Source organism: Paraburkholderia fynbosensis, from assembly GCF_902859935.1.
GTDB classification, from domain to species: Bacteria; Pseudomonadota; Gammaproteobacteria; order Burkholderiales; family Burkholderiaceae; genus Paraburkholderia; species Paraburkholderia fynbosensis.
Window position 1 is genome coordinate 13,544 of record NZ_CADIKI010000022.1, and the last position, 22,399, is coordinate 35,942.

Here is a 22,399-nt window from a genome sequence, read left to right on the forward strand (position 1 = left end):
CCGTACTTTCAGGTACACAACCTGCGACGCACTCAGGCGCCCCGGGCCGCCGCCTCCCTGGCCAGCAGACGCTGCGCCTGCTGATCGCCCTTGCCTGCTTCCTGCGCGGTTTGAACTGAGGTCTCGCTGGCTTCGGCAAGCATGGCGTGCGCGGCGCTACTGATACTGACGGTGTACGACGGCGTGGCGGGTTCTTAAGCATTTCCTAAGACTTCTAAAAGCGTGGCTCTACGCTGGCCCTTCGCACTGACTCCGTTAAGGTTCGCTTAAGGGTTCCGCTGCGATTCTGGAGGGTCGCATGCGGTCGGCCAGCGTTTCATTATGGCCGCGGACTGCGTCCCGGGAGTACTGGCGCTAATCAGAAGGGTGTTTGTATGCCGGGATCGGCGTGGTCGAAATGGTTTCAAAGCCGGATGCGTCGAGTTTGGCGAGTGGCTATCGTAGTCATCAGCCTTTCACTCTATCTGGTGCCAGGTATCGTAGGGCGTGAGCCATGGAAGCAGGACGAAACCTACACCTTCGGCATCATCCAGCACATGGCGAAGAGCGGAGACTGGATCGTTCCGACGAACGCTGGCGTGCCGTTCATGGAAAAGCCACCGCTTTTTTACTGGATTGCAACCGGCCTGATGAGGGCAAGTTCGGGCAGCTTGAGGCCAGCAGACGGGGCACGCCTTGCGACGCTCCTCTCGATGTTAATCACGTTTGCCGCAGTCGCGGCGACCGCTCGGGTAATTTCAGGAGGTGCCCGCTGGGATACCCGCGATGTGACCGGCGCCTTGCTGCTCCTGGCAGGGACTATCGGGCTCGTCAAGCACGCTCACGATCTGTTCACGGACGTCGGACAGATGGGAGCTAGCGCCGTTGCGCTATACGCGCTGACAAAGATCGTCCTTATTGTTGATGATTCGAGCCCGGGGCGGCTTTGGGTAGCCTCCTCCTTACTGGGGATTAGCACAGCAGCTACTTTCATGACGAAGGGTTTGCTGATGCCGGGCGTACTTGGGTCGTCTGCATGTATCGTTCCCTCCCTGGTCCGGTCGTGCCGCTCACGCCGCTACATGGCGGCACTTCTGATCGCTGGGGGAGTCGCATTGCCGCTGATGTTCATCTGGCCGTGGCTGCTTGCCGAGCGTTCAACATCGCTCTTCGAGACATGGTTCTGGGACAACAACGTCGGACGATTCCTGGGATTTTCCGTACCTGAGCTCGGCTCCGACAACACGCTTTCGACATCGCTCAAAGCGTTATTTTTCTTCGCTTTTCCTGTTGGTCCGCTCGCGTTGACGACAATAACTCGAGCTGCCAGTTGGAGGCAGCCCGGTTTGATCGTCGCGGCATTGGTCACCTGTACGGGGCTGGTAACGTTATGCCTGTCGGCAACAATGCGTGAGCTTTATCTCTTGCCGCTTTTGCCGGCGTTAACGCCGCTAGGGGCCGATGCGCTGCCGCGCTTGCCTCTGGCCCTTCAACGCGCATGGGCCGGACTCGCGAGCATGGTGGCGGTCGTCTGTTTATCCATCGTCTGGTCAGCATGGTGGATCATGCGGGGCCCGGTCGGGCAACATCACTGGCTCGCACCGCTCCATCGGTGGTTGCCGCTTGAATACGAATTGCCAGCGCGACAGCCGGTTGCCGTGCTTACGGCGCTCGCGCTGACGATGGCGTGGATCGCAGCGCAGCGTTCCATTGCCCGAAGTGGGAGCTTGCGAGGTGCTGCCAGTTGGGCTGCCGCGCTCACCCTTGGTTGGGGGCTCGCGGCCACGCTCGTGCTACCGTGGATTGATGACGCCAAGAGCTATCGTGTCGTGTTCGAGCACGCCGCTCACGCAATGACGACGACTGTTCCATCTGGAGGATGCGTCACCTCAGACGGCTTTGGTGAATCTGAGGCGCCGATGTTCGAGTTTTATACGAAACGCCAGGTGGTCGGTGCAGGGACCTCTGATTCATGGCGATGCAGGATCCTTGTGGTCCAGACGCCCTCCGCGACAGCGCCGGCGCGACCCACCTGGAAGCCGTTCTGGAGTGGATCGCGGCCGGGCGATAGCCAGGAGCATTTCTTTCTTTACCAGAAAGCAGACAACCAGCACTTTGACTGAACACCAGTTCATCAATTGAACTGCAGTACTAAGGACGGAACCGGCAGTGCTGCCTCCTCGCACCTGCGAATGTAATGCCGCCTGATTCAGCGGAAGACGCATTGACTCAGATTATTGTTACCAAGCCGGGGTTGTTGCCTCATGTAATTTGCTACCTTCCAGATGGCTGGCAGGGGCGACTCATGACGAGGCGACTCAGCATGGCAACAAGACGGGAATTGATTGGGGCGGCCTGCGGGTGCTGACTTACAACCTGAAGCGGGTCATGAACACACTTGGCGTTGCAGGGCCGATGATGGCCATGAAGCCGAAGCTCCGAGCAGTTTTGTTGTGCTCGCGACGTTCAGTTAATGCAAACTCGCCGTAGTAAACTGGATCGGCCGCTTACCACGCAGTTGAAACACTCCCGGCGGCAGGTTTGCCTTGGATCGGTGCCCCTCTTCCTGCGACACGCAGATGAAGGGGGGAGGCGATGGCCGTGCGGTTTTATAGAGCAACGAACAGTACGCCTGCGGATCTTGCAGCGCAGAGGCGCTTCCAATGCCTGCAACTACCGGTGTGAGATGGCCAGACTTGACGTCCAGTTGCATAACCTGGCCTTGCGCGGCGCTATACGCTTCGCCCTGCTTGAACGGTGCATCTACGCGGTAGATCGTGTTGCTGGCGTCTGTGAAGAGCATGAATGTCGCTCCGTTCGGTCCCGGCGCCGGAACCCAGCGGGTATCGTCAACCGGATAAGCCGGTCCGTCCTTTTCGTCGTCGAGCGTTAGCGACAGGATGCTGACGTTCTGGCTCGCACCTGGGTTACGAGGCTTCTACCAGGATGTGTCAGCCTTATCGGCACTGGTCGCTGAACCTTCAGGTCGTAACTGACGTCTGTGTCGTCCCGCTTCGCGCCGCAACGCGTTCGCCCGCCTTACCGCGCGCGAACGCGCCGCAGGTATGATTCTTGCGGGCGGAGCGATGCCCGCGAGCTTTTTCCCCAATGTTCGACTGCGAGTCTCGCGGCTCGCAGCGGAGTTTTCATACGGCTTAACGATGACGATCAGCACAGAGCCGGCTGCGGCTCGGCACACGGAACACGATTCCAGCCATTTCGTCCAGTTCTACGAGTCCGACGTCGAATTGATCGAGGACGTCGGCGCGTTTTTGCAACGCGCGCTGGACGCGGGGGGGAGTGCCATTGCGATCGCCACCGCCGATCACGTTGCCTCGCTGACGTCATGGCTCGACTCGGCCGATACTGCCACGCGTCGCGCGCACGACGCCGTTTTCGTCGACGCGCACGCCGCGCTCGACGGCTTCATGGTCGACGGGTGGCCGGACGAGGCGCGCTTCATGTCGACTGTCGGTGCGCTCGTCGCGCGGACCGTGCGAGCGGGGCAGCCGGTGCACGCGTTCGGCGAGATGGTCGCGATCCTGTACGCGCAGGGTCTCGGCGAAGCAGCGCTGCATCTGGAAGACCTGTGGAACGGACTCGCCCGCGAGCACCGGTTCTCGCTTTTCTGCGCGTATCCGGACCGGGCGTTCACCGGCGCCGAGCATACGCCGCTATTTCGTCACATTTGCGACGCACACCAGCATGTATTGCTTACCCGTGCGTTGCGCGACGCGGGCGATCAGAACCTGCATCTGAGACTCGCGCTCGCGCAGCAGCGCGCGACGTCGCTCGAAGACGAGATGCGCCGCCGAAGGAGCGCCGAGCTTCAGCGCGATGCCGTGCTGATGAATTCGCCGATCGCGTCGGCACTGCTGCTCGGCAGCCGGCATACGTTTCAGTTGACGAATCCCCGCTATCTCGCGATGGTCGGCCGCGCGGACCTGATCAACCTCGCTTATCTCGACGCATTTCCGGAAGAGGAGGGCGGCGCGATTGTAGCCGCACTGCAGCGCGTGTTCGCCGATGGCGTGCCGATCGTCCATGAAGAGTATCGGGCAAACCGAACCGGCGACGAGCGCGTTTATACGCTTCATTTCGAACCGTTGCGCGCGTCGTCGGGAAACGTCGACGGCGTGATCCTCAGTGCCGTCGAGGTGACCGGCTACGTACGTGCACGCGAGGCCGTCGAGAAGTCGCGCATCGAGCGCGAAGCGCTGCTCGCGGATCTGCGCAACGCGAACGGTGCAAAAGATCGATTTCTCGCGATGCTCGGCCACGAGCTTCGCAATCCGCTCGCGCCGATCTCGACCGCGCTCGTGCTCGTGCGCAAGCAAAACGGCGGCACGACCGACAAACACTACGACATCATCGAGCGTCAAGTGGCGCATCTGTCGAGGCTCGTGGAGGATCTGCTGGACGTGAGTCGCATCACGCGCGGCGCGATCGAACTGGCGCGCGAGCCCGTGCCGATCGCGACGGTGCTTGCGCGCGCGATCGAGGCAGCGAATCCGTTGCTCGAACAACGTTCACAGACACTGTCGCTGGACCTCGCAGACGACGGCGGCACAGTGTCCGGCGACCCCGTCCGTCTCACGCAGGTGTTCGGCAACCTGCTGAACAACGCCGCAAAGTTCACGCAGACGGATGGGCGCATTCATGTAAAAGCCGTGTCGAGCACCACTGAAATCGTCGTGTCGGTGGCGGACAACGGCGTCGGAATCAGCGCGGATTTGATGCCGCGTCTGTTCTCCTTCTTCGAGCAGGGAGAGACGACGATCGACCGCGCGAACGGCGGGCTCGGGGTTGGTCTTGCGCTCGTGAAGAACTTTGTCGAACTGCACGGCGGCACGGTCGTCGCAAGCAGCGACGGACCGGGTAGGGGTGCGACTTTCACCGTCACGCTCCCGGCCGCATCGGCACCCACGACCGATCGCGGGAAGCAGCCGGCCGCGCCGCATCCGGACGGCAACGGCGTCGGCGTGCGCGTGCTGCTGGTCGACGACAACAAGGACGGCCTGATGGCGATGGAAGCCTATCTCGTCGAGATGGGTTTCCACGTGGCGACGGCGACCGATCCGGCGACCGCGCTCGAGGTAGCGGCGGCGTTCTCGCCGGCGTTCGCGATACTCGACATTGGCTTGCCCGGAATGGACGGATACCAGCTCGCCCGCGCGCTGCGCGCACAGCAGACGGCGACGCCCGTGAGGGTGTTCGCGCTGACCGGCTACGGGCAGGCCGAGGACCGCAGGCGTTCGAACGACGCAGGATTCGAGCAGCATTTCGTCAAGCCGGTTGCGCTTGCGGAACTGGTCGAAGCGCTGACCAGAGCATCTCCCGGGGAGCGGCCTTCGGTGTAATGGATCTTTTTAAATCAGATTGCTGTTTTAATGTTTGCACAAAACGCAGCCTTATCCCGAATAACGGTGTCTTTTGTTGGTCGTGACACCGACCGCAGCGACGAATGGAGGCCCCCCTATGACTGAGTTCGCCGTTATGAGACGCTGACGATGCCAAGCCTTGAGTGGCTGCGTTGGGTCGGCTGCTGTCCATCGCTGCCTAGCGCTGCCTGGGCGTGCATGTGCCGCTTGCATGAGGCACTGAACGGCCGAGAGCCGCCATTCCCAAGTCCGTGGCATGGACATTGGTGCGACTGCTCCGCTTCATTAACGGACGCGAGGGCAGCAATGCTCTGCATAGCGGCGGCGGGCTTCGCTGACGTTTCACGCAAGGACCCGATAATGCGGCTACAGGTTTCCTTTTCTGCCGCTCGCCCATCGATGACCTTGATGTCAGCAAAACGCATCGTGCAGGTCCGCGCGGCGCCGTAGAAGAACAATCGCTAAGCGGCAACAAGGTTCCGTCAGGAATCGTCACCGCGCTTCGCGGCAAGAAACGCCGTCCGTCTGGCTTCCCGTTCAGCCGCGAACGCTGAACTGACGGTTGAATTGACGTCGTCGAAGGAGAACGGCTTTCCGGTCGCAGGAGGACGCCACGCGGCGTCGACCACTTTCCCGGTTCGCTTATGGACCATATGGACCGCCGGCTCTTCGTCCGCACCACGTCCCCATTTCATATCCCAGGCCCGTAGCAGGAGCAGCACCCCGTCGAGGTCTTTTCCCTTTTCCGTCGTGTGGTACTCAAACCTGGGAGGGCGGTCGCTATACGGCCGTCGCTCAACGACACCATCTTTCTCGAGACGCTTCAGCCGGCTCGACAAGAGGAACGATGACATGCCTGTTTGCGCTTGAATTTCGTCGAACCGGCGTGTGCCCATCGCCAGCTCACGAAGAATCAGCAGCGTCCAACGATCTCCGACGACGGCGAGCGACCGCGCGATAGGGCAAACGCTGTCGCATACTTCGTCCCAACTCATTGTTGCCCCCTAGACCGACCGCATAAATCTGCTTGCCCGCGCATGTCACGGCGAAGGCAACGACTGTTTCCAGCTAATTGGCTCCATTATATGTCCCTTCATACTGAAGCTATGCGGTCCGCCCCAATGCGCGGTTCCGGTATGCCGACCGTGAGAAGCCGGTCAGAAGCAGGCGCGAATCCGGTCCGACCTGGTTCACCGATGGCCGGCAATGTGACGACTCGTCGCTCACGGCGCCGGCGGTAACCTCGACAGCAGTTCTTCGGTCGTCAGAATGGCGTGAGCGTACATCGGTCCGTTCGTCTCGGCAGCCACCATTCCTTCATGGCTGAACGCCGCTGTTGCGTCCTTTACAAGCGTCACGTGATAGCCCAGTTCCATGCCGAAACGACCGGTGGACTCAATGCAGCTGTTCGCAATGAGACCGACCAGGATGATTTTCCGGATGCCGTGCTGCTTGAGTTGAAGATCCAGGTCGGTGTTGGCGAAGCCACTTTGCGCCCAATGTTCCTTGACGACGACGTCGCCTTCCTGCGGACCGAACTCGGGATGAAACTCGCCACCCCAGCTCCCCGCTTCAAACGCCTTCGTCGGCAGTCCCGCCTTCTGGAACATGTTGATGTGCTGCCAATGATCGAAATCGCCCGGGCACGACCGATGATGCGGAACAATGAACACCCGGATTCCCACCGAACGCACACGCGGAATAATGAGGCGAAGATTGTCGAACATATGCGACGCGTCGGCCGTCTCCTTGATCGCGTTGAAAAGTTTTCCGCCCTCGCTCATGAAATCATTGTAGGGGTCTACGATCAGCAATGCTGTCTGGTCGTGTTCGTAACTGGATGCGGACATGGCAACTCCGTTAAGGCGAATGTGAAACGGCTGGAGTCAGTAAGCTTTCACTGACCGGATTGGCGCACTGACGCGAGGAATTGGTCAACGGTGAGCACCTCATGCCCAAAAGTCGGGTATGAAATCTCGACCGCCATCTTGTGAGCCACGGGGGTAAACTCCGCGACGGCATCCTTCAGGAACGTAAGGTGGTAGCCAGCCTCCGTCGCATGTCGGCCCGTCCCCTCGACGCAGGTATGCGACGTCAAACCTGCCAGGATCACTTTCTCTATGCCGCGCTTTTTTAGTTGCGCATCGAGGTCCGTTCCCATGAACGCATTGAATGTGCGATGGCGCCCCACGACGGTGTCGCCGTCATGAGGGCGCAACGGTTCATAGAAGTCGGAACCATATTCGCCCTCCCAAAAGATGTGGTTCTGCATTGCCCCTTGCATTCGCACGGGCACGTACTTCACATCATCAAAACTATGCTCGTGCAGGCCATGTGGCGCATAGAAGATCGGAAGAGAAGCGGCTCGTGCTCCCGATAGAAGACGTAACAGATTTTCGATCAAGCCTACGTTTTCAATCTGCTCCCGGATCAGGCTGTTGATCTTTCCGTCCTCGGCAAGAAAGTCGTTCAGCACATCAACGAGAACAAGTGCGGACACATCAGTAGAGTAGGTTGGGATTGCCATGGAAAGCTCCTTCTTGCGATTGAGGGTGCGCTCGACGATGAAGAACGCTCTTTGGGAGCCGCGGCCTTTGCCGTGTCACGATCAGACGGGTGATGTCCCGGATATCGAGTCCTTCAATGTTTCGGTCATCAGCAGATCCGTAAGCGGCATGTTACTTCAAAAAATGAAGTTACAATAGAAAATACGTAATCGGGGCTTTCGTTCCAACGGATGCCGGCGCAAGCGCAATACGTTGAGTCCGGCGCATTCGACTTGGTAGGTGCAATCGGGACGACCTGCCTCGAATTGTCGACAACCCTGTCGCGCACCAGTCACCACCATGGGCGCCGGGCGCCGGACGACTTGCGCAGGGGCAGTTAGTGATGCCTTGGCAGACCCTGCGAACGTCCATCATCGGATCAGTTGCGCGACCTGCAGCACATGCCCCAGCCGCTTGTGATCGACCACGGCACCCTGATCAATCTCGGAGAGCCGGCCATAAGGCCTGCGGGGAAGGGCGACGCCATCGGCGCGGATCTCGGCGCCCGTCGGGATACTCACACACGTCTATGTAGCGTCCCACCAGCCTGCGGTCCGTGCCCGTATCATCGAGCAGGTAGATCACCCGGTCGTACTGCAGCGTCAGGGCGCACGTGACCCGCCGCGGTTCACGCCACGTCAGGATGGTGTCGAGATTCTCGTCCACACGTAGCGGCCGGTGCGCGTTGAAGGCGCTGCGCGGCACCTTGCCGAAGCGCGCGTTGTAGCTGGCGATGAAGTGGGGCGCACAAGCGTTGGCAGCCTCCCGCGTGTCGATGTGGCGCAGCCGTAGTTCCTTGACCAGCCGGTCCTGCAGCGTCAGGTTCACCCGTTCGACGCGCCCCTTGGCTGGACTGCTGTTCGCGCAGAACGTGTCGATGTTCAGCTCGTACATCGCCCGGCCGAAATGGGTCACGCTGCTGCCATCCTTGTTCGCGCCGGTCTTGCGAAACACGCTGTACTTGTCGCTGTACAACGCACCGGGTGCGCCGTGCTGTTCGATGTACGCACGCGTCGCTTCAAAGTAGCTGAACGTGGACTCGGTGGCCGTGAAATGCAGCATCATCAGCCGGCTCGTCGCATCGTCGATGTACACCAGCAGCGAGCAGGCCGGCGCCCGTTCCTCGAACCACCGGTGATCGCTGCCATCGATCTGGATCAGTTCGCCCACACGCGCGCGCCGCGCGCGCGGCTGGTAAACCTTCGGTGGCCGCTGCCGGTGGGGAATCCAGAGGCCTGCATCCGTCATCAGGCGCCTGACCGTCTCCTTTGCAAGCCGGATGCCGTGACATTCGTACAGCTTCTCGCAGGCCAGCGTCGGCCCAAAATCGGCATAGCGCTCACGGATGATCGAGAGTGCCCGATCGGCCGTCACCGCGTCCAGCTGGTTGTTGCTGGGCTTCGAGCGCCGACGCGACACCACACCTGCGGGTCCATGTTCGCGCAACCGTCCAACGAGACGGCGAACCTGCCGCGTCGTCAGCCTGAGCCGTTCCGCCGCGCGCCAGGGCTTGAGCCTGCCGTCGGCGACGTCCTGAATGACCTTGAACCTGTCCAGTTCGCGCATCGTCATCGTGATCGTCCCAGTCGCGTTCATCGCCGGCTCCCAGTGCAGATGTCCGGCGCTCAAACTACCAAAACACGACATTTCTATTTAGCGGAAACCCGACATTTCTATTTGGGACCTACACCATAAAAATTGATAATTTATCTTATGTCAAATCACGAAACCGGATAGTACTCAACTGGAGAACTCAGCATTCCACTCACGACTAGGCACGCCACCACGCCGCACGCCCAGCTATCCTCGTGTTCGGCGAGCGAATTGCCGATCATCTGGTCGGCGCCAACAGTCTGGCGCAACTGGATCACGAAGGCCGGCAACTGGTACTTATCGATCAGTTCGCCTAATTGCGGATTGCCGCACACACGCACGATTTCCTGATGGAACGCGCGATTGTCTTAGATGAAGCCCTGGAATGCAGTTGAACCGCATGCACGCGCCCCTGCTCCAGGACCGCGCTGAAGCGCTCACGATTGCCATCCAGATTCTTCGCGTAGCGGCCAGTCGCGCCGAAAACCGTTGGTCCCCTTTCGGAGTAAGCGACGAGCGCGTAACGCGTGATACCTCCTTCCGCGCCATCTGCAAAGCCAGTACATATGAACTGCCCGCTTCAGGCTTTCGCCACCACCTCACATCGGGCTGAGCATCTAGCGCGAGACATCGCGAGCTGCGCCGTCAAAGCGCACGCGCGCGGCATGGATGTCGGAATAACGACGATCGGCCCAATCGATGAGGGCCGCCATCGGGTCCAACAACGATTGGCCCAGCGGCGAAAGGCCATATTCAACGCTCGGCGGCTTGGTCGGAAAGACCTGCCGGGTGATCAGTCCGTCGCGCTCCAAGTCGCGCAGGGTCTGGGTGAGCATACGCTTGGAGATGTCGCGCACAGCTCGGTGAAGCTCGCTGAAGCGCTGTGGGCGCGTCGCGAGGGTCATGATCATGAGAATGCTCCATTTGTCCCCGATGCGGTCGAGCACGTCGCGCACCGGACAGTGCACGGGTCCTGCCGACTGGGCGTCGTCCGACTGGTATCGGGTAAAACGCTCGATCGCGCTTGCGGCGGGGCTCATACGGGTTCCTTTGATCTTACCTGGTTACAAATAACTGCCTCCTTACGGCGCAGTCGCAAGGTCTATATATTAGACCTTGTCTATGACGTAGACCATCAACCGCTAGGAGAGCATACATGTTTCTGGTTATGGGAATCACAGGAAAAGTCGGCGGCGCAACGGCGAGACATCTGCTGGACCGCGGCCAGCAGGTCCGCGCGCTCGTCCGCGACCGAGCTAAGGCCGAAAGTTGGGCGAAGCAAGGTGTCGAACTGGTCGATGGCGACTGGAACGATGCGGCCGCCATCGAGCGGGCACTCGACGGCGTCGACGGCGCATTCGTCATGCTGCCGACCGTTTGGGCCCCCACGCCGGATTTCAAGGAGGCCAAGGCCGTCATCGCGAGCTATGTCGAGGCGCTGACCAGGGCAGCGCCGCCGCGGGTGGTTGCGCTGTCGTCGATGGGTGCGAACAGAAACAGCGAACTGGGAATGATCACCGCCCTGTCGCTGCTGGAACAAGGACTGCGCCACCTGGCGTCGCCAGTCGCTTTCGTGCGCGCCGGCGGGTTCTTCGAGAATTTCCTTTACGGCCTGCACGTCGCCCAGGGCGGCACGTTACCCGTCTATTACAACCCGACGAGTCGGAAGTCGACCATGGTCGCGACCGACGATATCGGCGCCAAGGTGGCGACGCTGCTGACCGGCCCGGCGTGGTCCGGGCATCGCGTCGTGGAGCTTGGCTCGATGGTCAGCGCGGATGAAGTCGCGGCCCAGCTCGGCGAAGTTTTACAGCGCGACGTCAAGGCCTTTGCCATCCCGCGGGCCGAGTGGTCAGCAGCGTTCGAACAGTTAGGCATCCCCCAGGGCCAGACCGCACCGGCAGAAGCGATGTTCGATGCCGTCAACTCGGGCTGGATGGATCTCGGCGTCGCGGGTACGGAGCACGTCGCCGGCACCACGTCCCCTCGCGATGTCTTTGCGGCGGCCCACAAGGCAACGGCATGAACAGCGGAGTTCGGCCGCCTCGTCGGCCAGGTGGCCGCACTGCTCCTCGGCAGCATCTCATCAGAGAAGGTAGAACGAATGTCCAAGATTTACTGGCGCCAAGTATTACCTTGGGTTCTTGCCGTTTTTTTCGTCGTGGGATCGCTCAGCAACATCGTCGCCCCGCGATCCATCTTTGAGGAATACCTGAAGTGGGGATATCCGCACTGGTTCCATTTCGTGACCGGTTCGCTGGAACTCATGGCCGCCATTCTGCTGGCGCGAGCGCGGACGCGGCTGGGGGGCTCGGCGCTCGGCTGCACCGTGATGTTGGCTGCGCTGGCAACCGTCACAGTCCACGGCGAATACGGGCATGGGGTGGCGCCGCTTGTCGCGGCGATACTATCGATTGTTGTCGGCTGGATTGCCTGGCGCAAGCCGCTCGCTGCCGGTTCTATGGCTCGGGCCTAAACCTTACGCGGCCTTCGAGAGCTTAAAGGCATGCTGAAAGTGCTGTTACGAACGAGCTACCGGTTTCAAATCCCCGTTGGAACAGGGTCGGCTTATTGAATCGGGCTTGGCGGTTGGTGGGTCAGTGCGAGCATGCTGGCAGCCAACGCCAACGCGCCGACCAAGGAACGGTGTGCCTGCGCAGCTTAGCGTATGAAAATGCCGTTTCTTGACGGCACCCCTCTTGGATCGCATCCCCCTTCCCCGCTTGCGGCTTCGGTTGTGAGCATTCCCTTTCCTCGGGTCTCTTCACTACGACCGCGTCGCTTGGTGCCCGGTGCGTCGTACTAATGGTCAGCAACGTTCGATACGTTGGTAGTACAACGTATTGTGTATTATAAACAATCATTCTACACGGACAGTTTGACATTACGGCTATAATGTTGAGAATTATCCAGCCGTATGTGTAACAGACGCACCTCGCACCCAAAACCCTCCGTGACCGTCCTTCTGCCAACCCCATGCCCTATTGAGACGCTGGTCATCCCCCCGGACCTGGATGGCCGCACGGGCATCAACCGCGCGCAGAACGTCATCGCCCAGATTGCGGCGCAAAACGATCTCGACGCGATTCGTGCCTGGCTCGCGCGTGTCGTCGACAAGAAAACCACTTTCGACACCTACCGCAAGGAAGCCGAGCGCCTGCTGCTGTGGTCGCTGCTTCAATTGGGCAAGCCGCTGTCTTCGCTGACGCACGAGGACCTGCTCGTCTATCAGCACTTTCTCTCGGATCCGCAACCGGGCGCGCAATGGACCGCAAACGGCGGGCGCAAGCATCCGCGTGGCGATCCGCGCTGGCGTCCGTTCTACGGACCGCTCTGCGCCACCAGTCAGCGTCAGGCATTGGTGATTCTCAACGTCATGTTCGCGTGGCTCGTGCAGGCAGGCTATCTTGCCGGCAACCCGCTGTCGCTCTCCCGTCAGCGCGCGCGCCGCGCGAAGCCGCGCGTCACCCGCTATCTTTCGCCGGAGCGATGGCTCGAAGTCAAAAACTGGATTCAGGCCATGCCGAAAGAGACGGACCGCGAGCGTGAGCACGCCGTGCGCGTGCGCTGGCTCTTCACCCTGCTCTATCTGGGCGGTTTGCGCATTACCGAGGTGGCCACCAATACGATGGGCAGTTTTTTCTGCCGTCGCGATGCGAACGGCGTCGATCGCTGGTGGCTCGAGGTGCTGGGCAAAGGCGACAAGGAACGACTGGTGCCTGCCACGGCGGAAATGATGGCGGAGCTCTCCGCCTATCGCCATCAACAGGGATTGCCGCCGTTGCCTTCACCGCACGAGGACACGCCGCTCGTGCTGCCGATCGGGCAGTCGCGCAAACCGTTGACACGGGCCGCCTTGCACCTCATCGTCAAGCAGGTTTTCAGCGGCGCGGCGCAGGCGCTCCGTGCTCGTGGCGACGAGTACACGCAGCAAGCCGATCAACTCGAACTGGCCTCAGCGCACTGGCTGCGGCATAGCGCGGGATCGAACATGGTGGATCAGCAGGTCGACCTTCGTCTGGTGCGCGACAACCTGGGGCATGCGTCACTCACCACGACCAGCCAGTATCTGCATGCCGACGATGATCGGCGTCACAAGGAGACCGATGAGAAGCATCGGATCGGCTGGTAGTGCGCGTGGCAGGTTCCGAATGTACGGGCTCGTATCCCGATCTCGAAGAACGGCATCAACCGCCGCTCACAAATCCAGCACGACGCCCGCCGGCGCACTGCCTTTCGCAGGACGTCCCACACAAACAAGCGCATGCCCAGCTTCGATATCCGCGACGACCTCACCCTCGTACCGAACCCGCCCTGACAACAACCGCGTCGAACATGTCCCGCACGTACCCGACCTGCAATTCGACGGCGCGTCGACACCGTGCGCCTCGGCGAATTCCAACAAGCTGCCGTCGCGCGGCGACCATTGAAGCGTGCGCGCCGATTTCGCAAAAGTCACAGGTAATACGCCAGCGCCGCGCGCGATCGACGCTGCCGCCGGCGTCTCACGTTCGATCACCGCGCGCTTGATACTCGCCGGTCCAAAGGCCTCAAATCGGATCCGCTCATCTGCCACATTGAGGCCGCGCAGCCCGTCGTACATGTCGCGCATGAACTGCTCAGGCCCGCACAGATAGAAATCATAGTCATCGAACGGAAGTACGCGCTTGAGTGTGTCGATACTCATACGCCCGGCCGGCGCGCCCTGCGTCGATCCATCTGCGGCACTATCGAACAGATGCACTGAAACCGCCGGATAACGCTTCGCGACGTCTTTCAAATGACCGCTGAATGGCCGTTCGCCATCGCTACGCGCGCCATGAAAAAAGAACATCCGTTTCGCGCGCGCCTTATCGCCCTCCGGCGAATGCAGTACGTGATGCAGGATCGCCATCATCGGGGTGATGCCGATGCCTGCGGAAACGAGCACGGCGGGCCGCTGACTGTCCTCGTCGTAGACGAACGTCCCGCCGGGCCGTTTCGCTTCGATCCGGCTACCGACGACGAGGCGATCGTGCAACCAGCTCGACGCAACCCCCTCGCGTTTTACGCTGATCCGATAACGCCGCGCGTCATACGAATCGGAAAGCGTATAGGTGCGCACCAGCGGTGCGTTCGGTCCTGTCACCGGTACACGAATCGGCAGAAATTGTCCCGGCTTGAACGGCGGCAACGGCACACCGTCAATTGATTCAAAGTAAAACGAGCGAATCGACGGCGTTTCTTCGATAACTTCCACAACCTTCAGATTCTGCCAGGCGGAAGTACTCGTGCCTTGCTGACGGATAGCGGCTGCGAACTGCGGAGCGAATTCAACTTCCGACCACCGGAACGGCAATGCACCACGGCTGCGACGTACTGCGTCGATACGAAAACGGACAAGCCGCTCCGCGCCTGCGAAGCCCGCCAGTTCCGCACCGTCCCAGATCACTTCCGCCCGCACCGCGAGATAGAGCAGATCGCCCGTCGCAAAGTCGATGAACAGCAAACCGGCGCGCGGGTCATGGAGCAGATTGCCGATCGTGTTGAAGAAGCGATTGCCACTGTAGTCCGGGGTAGTCAGCGTGCTTGCGTTGTCGACGCGAACAAAGCCAGGCGCACCGCCGCGATGCGAGACGTCGACACCACGCGCGAGCCCCGCCCCTTCTTCGAGGTTGGCGCTCGCGATGAAAAACGTGTCGACGCGCATGATCAAGGCACGGTCCGCGTCGCCGAGTTGTGCAGCGACTTCCGGCTCGCAAGCCAACGGCGCACCCGTTTCCACAAAGGTCGGCGTTCTGCTCTGAATGTACTTCGCGCAATTGCCAAAGCTCTGCGTCACCTCGACGAACAGCGTTTCGCCTTCCACCGACCTCACCACACCGTTGACCCGGTTACGCCGCCGCGTCTGCGGCTGCAGCCCGAGCCCTCCGATCATCGCGCCTGGCTGCCAGTGCCCCGCGAGCGGGTCGCCGGGCAGCACGCCTGCGTCGATGCGCAGCGTCTTCGCATCCGGCGACGACACGAAACCCGGCTTGCCCGCGCGCAGCGTCGCCCACGGCTGACCGTTCGCATCGACGCCGCCGAACACCACGAATGGCTGGTCGGCAAAAAACTGTCGATGCTGCTCCGGCATATAGCGCCGAATCCCGCGACGTCCAGCCGATTCCGCCTGGCTAGTCACCCCGGCGCGTTGCTGCGCGGTCACCTCGCCCGCGTGAAACGGCGATGCGTCGACACCCCAGCCATTCAGTGGAACAAAAGCGGACATGATCGGACTCCAGCCAACAGCCAAGCACAGGTTACGCGGCGACCAGACCCGCCTTCGTCGCCGGCATCGCAATGAAACGCGGCAACGCCTCCACGCGACGCAGCCATGCACGAATGTTCGGATACGCTTGCAGCGACACGCCGCCTTCCGGCGCGTGGGCAATGTAGGTGTGCGCGGCGATGTCGGCGATCGTTACGTGATTGCCCACCGCGAAAGGTTTATCGGCCAGTTCCTGTTCGATCACGTCGAACAGTTTGACGGCGATGTTCTTCGCGGTCTGATGATCATTCGGCGCGCCGAATACCGTCACGAGTCGCGCGGCGCAAGGTCCGTACGCAATCTGCCCGGCGGCAAGCGAGAGCCAGCGTTGCACGGCCGCGGCGCCGGGCGCATCGTCCGGCAGCCACGACGCATCGCCGTAACGCTTGGCCAGATAGACGAGAATCGCATTTGAATCGAACAGCGTGAGCTCGCCGTCCTGAATCGTCGGCACCTGGCCGAACGGGTTCAGCGCCAGATAGTCCGGCTTGCGGTTATCGCCGGCCTTCATGTTCAGTTCGACGACTTCAAACGGCAGATCGAGCAGTGACAGAAACAGCTTCACCCGATGCCCATGCCCGGACAGCAGCGTCGTATACAGTCGGATAGGTTGGGCAGGTTTGGCAGCAGGCATGTCAGACTCCGGAGTTCGATGAGGTACGTAGCCAGCATAGGCGCACGCGGTAGCTCGCGGAAGCCTGATAATCCCGGAAACACATTCAATCGAAGATGGACAATCGACTATGGCCGACGTACGTGACGTGAACCTGAATCGTCTGGCGGTCTTCGTCGCGGTCGTCGACGCCGGCTCGCTGACCGCTGCCGCCGCCCGCCTGGGACTCGCCAAAACGATGGTCAGCACGCACATGCAGCGGCTCGAAGCGGAAGTGGGCGCGAGTCTGCTCGTGCGCACGACGCGGCGGCTCGGCGTCACGGAAGCAGGCCGCGCGTTCTACGAAGCGAGCGTGAAGATTCTGCGAGCGGCCGAAGAAGCGCTGAACGCAGTCAGCGGAGAGACGGCGCCAGTGCGCGGCACGTTACGCGTCAGTTCGCCGATCGATTACGGCGCACTGATGGTAGCGCCCGCACTGGTCGAACTGCGCCGCGAACATCCGCAACTCGACGTCGAATTGCTGTGCAGCGACCAATACGTGGACTTGATCGCCGACGGGATCGACGTCGCGATTCGGCTGGGCCGGCTGGCGGATTCGAATTACCGGGCAGTGAAGCTTGGCAGTTTCGTTAAATGGATTGTCGCGAGTCCGGCGTTCATCGACACCTGGGGCACACCGCGAACACCGGCCGACCTGGCGGCGCTGCCCTTTTGCGCATTGACGGTATTGCCGCACCCATTGGCGCTCGAGTTGCGGCGCGACGACGGCACAACGGACAGCGTGCGATGCGAAAATGCGTTTCTGGTCAACACCGCCGACGCGTGCCGCGCAGCGACACTCGCGGGCGGCGGCTTCGGTTTATTGACGGATTTTTCGATCGGCAATGACATCGAGACGGGGCGGCTGATTCGTCTGCTGCCGCACTGGGCAACCGATGCCGCGAGTATCCAGGCCGTATTCCCGCCCACCAGCCACCCCCCGGCGAAAGTGCGCGCATTGATTGAAACGCTGAAGCGACAGCTTGCTGATCCCACGTAACGCAGTATCAGAACGAATGCCGCATGCCGATCCGCACATCGGCCTGCGTGCTGGAACTCGACGGCGTGAAGCTATAGCCGATCACCGCGTTCACGCCGTCCGATGCGCGCAGATAATCGCCGGAGAGATAAACGTCGGTGCGTTTGGACAGCAGGTAATGCAGACCGAGCGAGCCCTGATTCCAGTGATTGCCTTCGAATCGCGTGTGCTGATAGCCACCGTACAGCAATAGCGCGGGGGTGAACGTGTACGCGGCGCCGCCTTCGTAGACCTGCATATGCGAGGTCTGCCCGACGCCCTTGATGGTCGTGTACGTGAAATTGCCGCTGAGCATCACCTTGCCGATCGTGTAGGCCGCGCCGATCGCAAACGCCCCTTGCCGGTCGACCGGAAACGACGACGTGCTATACAGGTCCGTTATCGCACCCGTCGCCGGATCGACGGAGACGGCAGGCTGGCCGAGGAAGGTATGCACGCCGAGCATCGCGAACGGATCGAACGCATAGATGCCGTACGGGTCGTTCAACTGCGTATAGGCCGCGCCCATGTTGAACGCGTTGTGCTCATAGTGCGCGCCGACACTCCACGCGCTCTTCTCATGAAAATCGCCCGCGGTATTGCCGAACGAGTACATGCCGCCAAACGTCAAGCCGGAGAAATCATTCGAGAGAAACTTGATCGAATTCGGCAGCCGGTCGCCATTCATCCGGTCGAAGTCGCCCTGATGGATCGCATAGCCGCTCGCCCACGCCGAGATGTTGTACAGATACACGAACTCCTCCGTCATGTCGAGCTGGTTGCCGAGCGATAGTGTGCCCCAGCCGTTCTTCAACCCCACATACGCCTGCCGTCCGAATTGAGCGCCGCCGAACGCCAGCTGACCATTGCCGAGGTGAAAACCCGATTCGAGCGCGAACACCGCTTGCAAGCCGCCGCCGAGATCTTCAACGCCCTTGAAGCCGATGCGGTTGCCATATGAAATGCCGTCGTCGAATTTGAACTGGTGGGAGCCGCCCGCGTTGCTCACATAGGTAACGCCCGCGTCCAGAATGCCATACAGCGTGACGCTGCTTTGCGCGTGCACGACAGTTGGCGCGCAGGCGGCGCTGGCCACCATGGCGAGGGCCGACAGACCCAGCGCATTTCTGTTCTTCATATGCTTCTCCCCGCTCTTTGCCTATGTATTTTTCCGGATACAACGACGCATGCCCCGCGCAATCGAGGCGCGCGCGGCAATACACGCTTTGTCTTTGAACGTTAAGTCGCACGAACCAAGAATACGGGTCCAGATTCATGACCATTCGCGCGAAAGCGACATGAATCTGGCGCTCGACGACTTTGAGATGCGCCGCGAATATCGCCGCTATTTCACGCCGAGCGCAGTTTGCACCGCTTGCAAACCATTCGCGCCATTGACCGTGCGCACACCGTCGAGCCATGACTTCAACAGTTCGGGGTGGCGCTTTAACGCGTCGGTTGCGGCAGCGTCGACAGCGGTCTTCTTCTCGTGCACTTCGGTAATCACGCCGTTTTCCAGATCGACATTGAAAGTGAGCTGCCTGAACAGACGGCCGAGATTCGGGCATTCACCGGCGTAGCCGCTGCGCGTCACCGTATTGACCGTGGCGCCGCCGTAGTTCGGTCCAAAGTACTTGTCGCCGCCATCGAGATAGCTCAGCTTGAACTTCGTGTTCATCAGATGCGGCTCCCACGCGAGGAACACGATCCACTTTCTGTCGCGCACCGCGCGTTCAACCTGCGTGAGCATGCCTGTCTCACTCGATTCGACGAGTTGCCAGTTGCCGAGTCCGAATACCTTGTCGCCGACCATCTTCTTGATGTTCTGATTCGCGGGCGCCCCGGGCTCGATGCCATAAATCTTGCTGTCGAATTTGTCCGCATTCTTTGCCAGGTCCGCGAACGAATGGACGCCGGCGGCGGCCACGTAATCGGGCACGGCGAGCGTGAACTTCGCGTCGCTCAGATTCGGATGCACGACGTCGATCGATTTTTCATCTTCGAACGGTTTGACCACCGGCGCCTGCGCCGGCATCCAGTTGCCGAGGAAGACGTCGATCTGCCCTTTTTTCAACCCCTGATAGGTGATCGGCACCGATAGATTGGCGACGCTCTGCTGGTAGCCGAGCGCCTTCAGCAACACGCCCGTCATCGCATTGGTCGCGTCGATGTCGCTCCATCCGGGCCCTGCCATGTTGACCCGCGTGCACGACTGAGGCTCTGCGGCCGCCGCGAAGCCAACGCTCGCGCACAGCGCCGCCGCGCCAAATACCGCCTGTTTTAAGCGCTTTTTCATCATGCTGGCTTCCTGTCGAAAGAAAAAGAAGTGATCGTCACCGTGCAACGGCGGGAAAGCGCGCCATCGCTTCGAGCGTGTCGAGATCGATGTGATTGCGCATATAGCGCTGGCTCGCATCGACGAGCGGCTGCCAGTCCCATGACGCGACCGAGCCTTGCGTGGTCGCCGCGAAATGAAAGCGCCGCCGCCGCTGGCTTTGCAGCACCCGGTCGTGCAGCGCCGCGAGATCCCAGCGCCGGGCGACTTCCTCGCGAAACGCCGCAACCAGTGACGCGTATTCGCTTCGCTGGGCGAGGTTCTCTCGCTCCAGCGGGTCGGCCTGCACGTCGTAAATCTGATCCGGATCGGCGGGCGTATGAATGAACTTGAAGCGCCCGCGCCGCACCATCACGATCGGTGCAATGGCCCCTTCCGCCAGATACTCGCCGATTGCCTCGTCGTGAGCGCCGCGCGTGCCGCGCAGATGCGGCACGAGGCTGCGGCCGTCGAGCGAATCGGGCCACATGGCCGGTGCTTCGCCGCGCGCCAGCTCGACGAGCGTCGGCAGCAGATCGAGGTGCGACACCGACGCCTGCACGCGATGCGCGTCGAACTGCTGCGGCGCATGCACGATCAGCGGCACGCGGCAGCCGCCTTCGAAGAACGTCATCTTGTACCAGAGGCCGCGCTCGCCGAGCATCTCACCATGGTCGGACGTGACGACGATCACGGTGTCTTTCGCGAGCCCGGACTGTTCGAGTGCGTCGAGAATCGCCCCGAACTGGTCGTCGACGTAGGCAATCGCGCCGTAGTATGCGCGGCGCGCATTGCGGATCTGCTGCTCGGTGGGCGGCGTGAGATCGGTTTCGCACACGTGGCGCAAGCGCTTGGAGTGGGCGTCGGCTTCGGCGAGCGAATCGCGGTGCATGGGCATGTCGATCTCATCGTCGCGATACATGTCCCAGTACTTTTGCGCAATCGCATACGGATCGTGCGGATGCGTCAACGAGGCCACCATGCAGAACGGCCGCGTGTCTTTCCCCGCGTGACGGTCACGTGCGATGTCGAACAGCTTCTGGCGAGTGGTGAAGGTGACTTCGTCGTCGAAGTCGAGCTGGTTGGTGCGCACGCAGGGCCCCGCATCGATCACCGAACTCATGTTGTGATACCAGGTGGGGCGCGCCTCGCCATCGTCCCAGTTGGGCGTCCAGCCGAAATCGGCGGGATAGATGTCGGTGGTGAGCCGTTCTTCGAAACCGTGCAACTGGTCCGCGCCGCAAAAATGCATCTTGCCGGACAGCACGGTACGATAGCCCTCGGCACGCAGATAATGTGCGAACGTCAGCGTTTGCGACGGAAACTCCGCGGCATTGTCATACGCACCGATCGCGGACGGCAGCTTGCCCGATAGAAACGAAAAGCGCGACGGCGCACACAGCGGACTCGCGCAGTAGGCCGATTCGAATACGACGCCCTCTTTCGCGAGACGATCGAGATTGGGCGTTTTCGTCAGAGAATGTCCGTATGCGGCAAGCGCGAACGGGGTCATCTGGTCGGCCATTAGAATCAGAATATTCTTTCCGCTTTCAAGCATGGGACGCGCCTCGAATAGAATTGCAGAAGGTTGATGCAGGCGTTGAGTCCAACAGGTGAACTCAGCACGAGCATCACTATTGCCGGTCAATTCGCCACTGTGAAGACGGCAAATCGTTATGTGCCTATAAGGGGGGCTTATGTCGAGGCAGGATCGCTTGCCGCCAATGCAGGCGTTGACCATGTTCGAATCCGCCGCCCGTCTGGCCAGTTTCAGTGCGGCCGCGCGCGAATTGGGTTCGACGCAGCCGGCAGTCAGCCAGCGCGTCGTGCAACTCGAAGAAGCGCTCGGTGCGCCGCTCTTCGAGCGCGGCCATCGCGGCGTTACCCTCACCGAAGACGGCGTGCGCCTCTTCGAAGCGGTGCGCAGCGCACTCGACACGATCCGCAGTGCGAGCGCCGACATCCGTGCGCGACGCACGCCGCAAACGCTCACGCTGTCGACCGATTTCGGCTTCGCCACCTACTGGCTGATGCCGCGTCTCTCGCAGTTCAAGGCGCTCATGCCCGACGTCGACGTGAAGATCGTCACGTCGCAGAATGTGTTCGATCCTTCGCACGACCAGGCAGACATCGCGATTGCCTTCGGCGATCAGCACGCGGACTGGACCGCACGAGGCGCGATCAAGCTCTTCGCCGAACGCGTCACGCCGGTGTGCAGCCCGGCCTTTCGCGCCGCGCATCCGGCATTGCGCGCGCCAGCCGACCTGCCGAGCCTGCCGCTGCTGCATCTGGAGGCGACCCAGCCGGCACGCTGGCTGTCGTGGGCCGACTGGTTCGCCGCACACGGCCTGGACGCACCGGCCGCGCACCGCGGCATCACGTTCAACAGTTTCGCGCTGGTGGCCCATGCGGCGATCATGGGCCAGGGGGTCGCATTGGGCTGGGCGCCGCTCATCGACGAACTGCTCGCAACCGGCCAGCTCGTCGAACTGTTCGACGCGCCGGTCGTGACCGAACGTGGCTATCTGCTCGTCACGCAACGCGCGGCGACGCCGGCGGTCAACGCGTTTCGCCGGTGGCTGCTCGACGAGTGCGGACTCGACGCGCAATGAGCCTGACGTTCCCGT

Annotated in this window: 17 protein-coding genes and 2 pseudogenes; 7 read left to right on the forward strand and 12 right to left on the reverse strand. The window is 61.4% G+C overall.

Translation table 11 applies throughout. The features are described 5' to 3' along the window. The first annotated feature begins 431 nt into the window (after window positions 1–431). Window positions 432–2,102, forward strand: a complete 1,671-nt coding sequence (locus HV770_RS29475) for an ArnT family glycosyltransferase (protein ID WP_175165070.1) — start codon at window positions 432–434, stop codon at window positions 2,100–2,102. A 486-nt stretch (window positions 2,103–2,588) separates the two neighbouring features. On the opposite strand, the pseudogene HV770_RS40045 reads toward HV770_RS29475, so the two are convergent. Continuing rightward, window positions 2,589–2,908, reverse strand: a pseudogene (locus HV770_RS40045) (hypothetical protein); the annotation flags it as partial. A 232-nt stretch (window positions 2,909–3,140) separates the two neighbouring features. Between HV770_RS40045 and HV770_RS29485 the strand changes: the two are divergent. Next, window positions 3,141–5,339: a hybrid sensor histidine kinase/response regulator gene (locus HV770_RS29485; RefSeq protein WP_175165071.1), complete on the forward strand. Its 2,199-nt coding sequence runs from the start codon at window positions 3,141–3,143 to the stop codon at window positions 5,337–5,339. A 503-nt stretch (window positions 5,340–5,842) separates the two neighbouring features. On the opposite strand, the gene HV770_RS29490 is transcribed toward HV770_RS29485, so the two are convergent. From HV770_RS29490 to HV770_RS29515, 6 genes and pseudogenes are all read right to left on the reverse strand, one after another. Continuing rightward, a complete protein-coding gene (locus HV770_RS29490) occupies window positions 5,843–6,355 on the reverse strand; it encodes a winged helix-turn-helix transcriptional regulator (RefSeq protein WP_175165072.1) in 513 nt (170 codons plus the stop codon). A gap of 228 nt (window positions 6,356–6,583) precedes the next feature. Next, on the reverse strand, window positions 6,584–7,210 hold the full coding sequence (locus HV770_RS29495) for a cysteine hydrolase family protein (RefSeq protein WP_175165073.1): 627 nt from the start codon (window positions 7,208–7,210) through the stop codon (window positions 6,584–6,586). A gap of 47 nt (window positions 7,211–7,257) precedes the next feature. Then, a complete protein-coding gene (locus tag HV770_RS29500; protein WP_175165074.1) occupies window positions 7,258–7,887 on the reverse strand; it encodes a cysteine hydrolase family protein in 630 nt (209 codons plus the stop codon). 393 nt (window positions 7,888–8,280) lie between these two features. Then, window positions 8,281–9,502 (reverse strand): annotated as a pseudogene (locus HV770_RS29505) (ISNCY family transposase); the annotation flags it as partial. Window positions 9,503–9,627: 125 nt separating this feature from the next. Further along, window positions 9,628–9,834, reverse strand: a complete 207-nt coding sequence (locus HV770_RS29510) for a hypothetical protein (protein ID WP_175165075.1) — start codon at window positions 9,832–9,834, stop codon at window positions 9,628–9,630. 282 nt (window positions 9,835–10,116) lie between these two features. Next, window positions 10,117–10,539: a winged helix-turn-helix transcriptional regulator gene (locus HV770_RS29515; RefSeq protein ID WP_175165076.1), complete on the reverse strand. Its 423-nt coding sequence runs from the start codon at window positions 10,537–10,539 to the stop codon at window positions 10,117–10,119. 116 nt (window positions 10,540–10,655) lie between these two features. On the opposite strand from HV770_RS29515, the gene HV770_RS29520 reads away from it, so the two are divergent. From HV770_RS29520 to HV770_RS29530, 3 genes are all read left to right on the forward strand, one after another. Continuing rightward, complete coding sequence (locus HV770_RS29520) at window positions 10,656–11,525, forward strand: NmrA family NAD(P)-binding protein (RefSeq protein WP_175165077.1); 870 nt, start codon at window positions 10,656–10,658, stop codon at window positions 11,523–11,525. 78 nt (window positions 11,526–11,603) lie between these two features. Next, the gene (locus tag HV770_RS29525) at window positions 11,604–11,975 is read left to right on the forward strand and encodes a DoxX family protein (RefSeq protein WP_175165078.1); all 372 of its coding nucleotides are present in this window, start codon (window positions 11,604–11,606) and stop codon (window positions 11,973–11,975) included. A 477-nt stretch (window positions 11,976–12,452) separates the two neighbouring features. Continuing rightward, a complete protein-coding gene (locus HV770_RS29530; RefSeq protein WP_425497487.1) occupies window positions 12,453–13,631 on the forward strand; it encodes a tyrosine-type recombinase/integrase in 1,179 nt (392 codons plus the stop codon). Between the two features lie 66 nt (window positions 13,632–13,697). On the opposite strand, the gene HV770_RS29535 is transcribed toward HV770_RS29530, so the two are convergent. Both HV770_RS29535 and HV770_RS29540 read right to left on the reverse strand, forming a co-directional pair. Beyond that, complete coding sequence (locus HV770_RS29535; protein WP_175165080.1) at window positions 13,698–15,749, reverse strand: pyridoxamine 5'-phosphate oxidase family protein; 2,052 nt, start codon at window positions 15,747–15,749, stop codon at window positions 13,698–13,700. Between the two features lie 31 nt (window positions 15,750–15,780). Further along, window positions 15,781–16,422 (reverse strand): glutathione S-transferase family protein, encoded by a 642-nt coding sequence (locus tag HV770_RS29540; protein WP_175165081.1) that lies wholly within the window; start codon window positions 16,420–16,422, stop codon window positions 15,781–15,783. Between the two features lie 109 nt (window positions 16,423–16,531). Between HV770_RS29540 and HV770_RS29545 the strand changes: the two genes are divergently transcribed. Next, complete coding sequence (locus HV770_RS29545) at window positions 16,532–17,440, forward strand: LysR family transcriptional regulator (protein ID WP_175165082.1); 909 nt, start codon at window positions 16,532–16,534, stop codon at window positions 17,438–17,440. A gap of 7 nt (window positions 17,441–17,447) precedes the next feature. On the opposite strand, the gene HV770_RS29550 is transcribed toward HV770_RS29545, so the two are convergent. The 3 genes from HV770_RS29550 to betC all read right to left on the reverse strand — a co-directional run bounded on the left by HV770_RS29550 (window position 17,448) and on the right by betC (window position 21,330). Next, window positions 17,448–18,596 carry a porin gene (locus HV770_RS29550; protein ID WP_175165083.1) on the reverse strand — a complete coding sequence of 383 codons (1,149 nt, stop codon included), beginning with the start codon at window positions 18,594–18,596 and terminating at the stop codon, window positions 17,448–17,450. A gap of 207 nt (window positions 18,597–18,803) precedes the next feature. Then, window positions 18,804–19,757, reverse strand: a complete 954-nt coding sequence (locus HV770_RS29555; RefSeq protein WP_425497488.1) for a choline ABC transporter substrate-binding protein — start codon at window positions 19,755–19,757, stop codon at window positions 18,804–18,806. A 34-nt stretch (window positions 19,758–19,791) separates the two neighbouring features. Continuing rightward, window positions 19,792–21,330, reverse strand: coding sequence for a choline-sulfatase (gene betC, locus HV770_RS29560; RefSeq protein WP_175165084.1), 1,539 nt, complete (start codon window positions 21,328–21,330; stop codon window positions 19,792–19,794). 139 nt (window positions 21,331–21,469) lie between these two features. Between betC and HV770_RS29565 the strand changes: the two genes are divergently transcribed. After that, window positions 21,470–22,384 (forward strand): choline sulfate utilization transcriptional regulator, encoded by a 915-nt coding sequence (locus HV770_RS29565; RefSeq protein WP_175165085.1) that lies wholly within the window; start codon window positions 21,470–21,472, stop codon window positions 22,382–22,384. The last annotated feature ends 15 nt before the right edge of the window (window positions 22,385–22,399 follow it).

What these genes read in the sequence shown, in the direction of transcription:
- HV770_RS29520 (WP_175165077.1), top strand. Translation starts at nt 10,656, where the DNA reads ATGTTTCTGGTTATGGGAATCACAGGAAAAGTCGGCGGCGCAACGGCG.
- HV770_RS29490 (WP_175165072.1), bottom strand. Translation starts at nt 6,355, where the DNA reads ATGAGTTGGGACGAAGTATGCGACAGCGTTTGCCCTATCGCGCGGTCG.
- HV770_RS29535 (WP_175165080.1), bottom strand. Translation starts at nt 15,749, where the DNA reads ATGTCCGCTTTTGTTCCACTGAATGGCTGGGGTGTCGACGCATCGCCG.
- HV770_RS29485 (WP_175165071.1), top strand. Translation starts at nt 3,141, where the DNA reads ATGACGATCAGCACAGAGCCGGCTGCGGCTCGGCACACGGAACACGAT.
- HV770_RS29515 (WP_175165076.1), bottom strand. Translation starts at nt 10,539, where the DNA reads ATGAGCCCCGCCGCAAGCGCGATCGAGCGTTTTACCCGATACCAGTCG.
- HV770_RS29555 (WP_425497488.1), bottom strand. Translation starts at nt 19,757, where the DNA reads ATGATGAAAAAGCGCTTAAAACAGGCGGTATTTGGCGCGGCGGCGCTG.
- HV770_RS29545 (WP_175165082.1), top strand. Translation starts at nt 16,532, where the DNA reads ATGGCCGACGTACGTGACGTGAACCTGAATCGTCTGGCGGTCTTCGTC.
- betC (WP_175165084.1), bottom strand. Translation starts at nt 21,330, where the DNA reads ATGCTTGAAAGCGGAAAGAATATTCTGATTCTAATGGCCGACCAGATG.
- HV770_RS29500 (WP_175165074.1), bottom strand. Translation starts at nt 7,887, where the DNA reads ATGGCAATCCCAACCTACTCTACTGATGTGTCCGCACTTGTTCTCGTT.
- HV770_RS29495 (WP_175165073.1), bottom strand. Translation starts at nt 7,210, where the DNA reads ATGTCCGCATCCAGTTACGAACACGACCAGACAGCATTGCTGATCGTA.
- HV770_RS29540 (WP_175165081.1), bottom strand. Translation starts at nt 16,422, where the DNA reads ATGCCTGCTGCCAAACCTGCCCAACCTATCCGACTGTATACGACGCTG.
- HV770_RS29550 (WP_175165083.1), bottom strand. Translation starts at nt 18,596, where the DNA reads ATGAAGAACAGAAATGCGCTGGGTCTGTCGGCCCTCGCCATGGTGGCC.
- HV770_RS29565 (WP_175165085.1), top strand. Translation starts at nt 21,470, where the DNA reads ATGTCGAGGCAGGATCGCTTGCCGCCAATGCAGGCGTTGACCATGTTC.
- HV770_RS29525 (WP_175165078.1), top strand. Translation starts at nt 11,604, where the DNA reads ATGTCCAAGATTTACTGGCGCCAAGTATTACCTTGGGTTCTTGCCGTT.